This is a genomic window from Streptomyces sp. LS1784 (assembly GCF_020103755.1).
In the GTDB taxonomy this organism is placed as follows: Bacteria; Actinomycetota; Actinomycetes; order Streptomycetales; family Streptomycetaceae; genus Kitasatospora.
Genome location: NZ_JAHSQD010001280.1, coordinates 1 through 546 on the forward strand (window position 1 = coordinate 1; position 546 = coordinate 546).

1 protein-coding gene and 1 pseudogene are annotated in these 546 nt (G+C 71.4%); both read left to right on the top strand.

The window, feature by feature from the left end; all coding sequences use genetic code 11:
- Positions 1–350, top strand: a 350-nt coding sequence (locus KS423_RS46975) for an FHA domain-containing protein (protein ID WP_224285713.1), incomplete at its 5' end; no start/stop codon positions are given.
- A gap of 46 nt (positions 351–396) precedes the next feature.
- Positions 397–546 (top strand): annotated as a pseudogene (locus KS423_RS46980) (FHA domain-containing protein); the annotation flags it as partial.

Here is a 546-nt window from a genome sequence, read left to right on the forward strand (position 1 = left end):
CCCCGGGTCCGCCCGCGCCCGCCGGCGGCAACGTCCGCGCCTTCCCCGGCGCCGGCCACGGCGGCGCCGGGATGCGCCGCTGGGTCGAGGTGAACGGCGCCCGGCACCAGATCACCGGTTCGGCCTGCGTGCTCGGCCGGTCGACCGAGGCGGACGTGCGGATCGACGACCCCGGGGTCTCCCGCAAGCACGCCGAGATCCGGCCCGGCACTCCTTCGATGGTGCTCGACCTGGGCTCCACCAACGGCATCGTGGTGGACGGACAGCACACCCAGCGCGCTACGCTCCGCGACGGATCCCGAATCGTCGTGGGCTCCACCACCATCGTCTACCGGCAGGTCGAAGGGTAGTGTCCGAATTGTTCGCGCGCCTCGCTCACCGACTGGCGGGACGGTCATGTCAGAACTGACCCTCACGGTCATGCGGCTGGGCTTCCTGGCCGTGCTGTGGCTGTTCGTCATCGTCGCGGTCCAGGTGATCCGCAGCGACCTGTTCGGCACCAAGGTGAACCCGCGGTCCTCCCGTCGTGGCGCGAGCGCCACGACG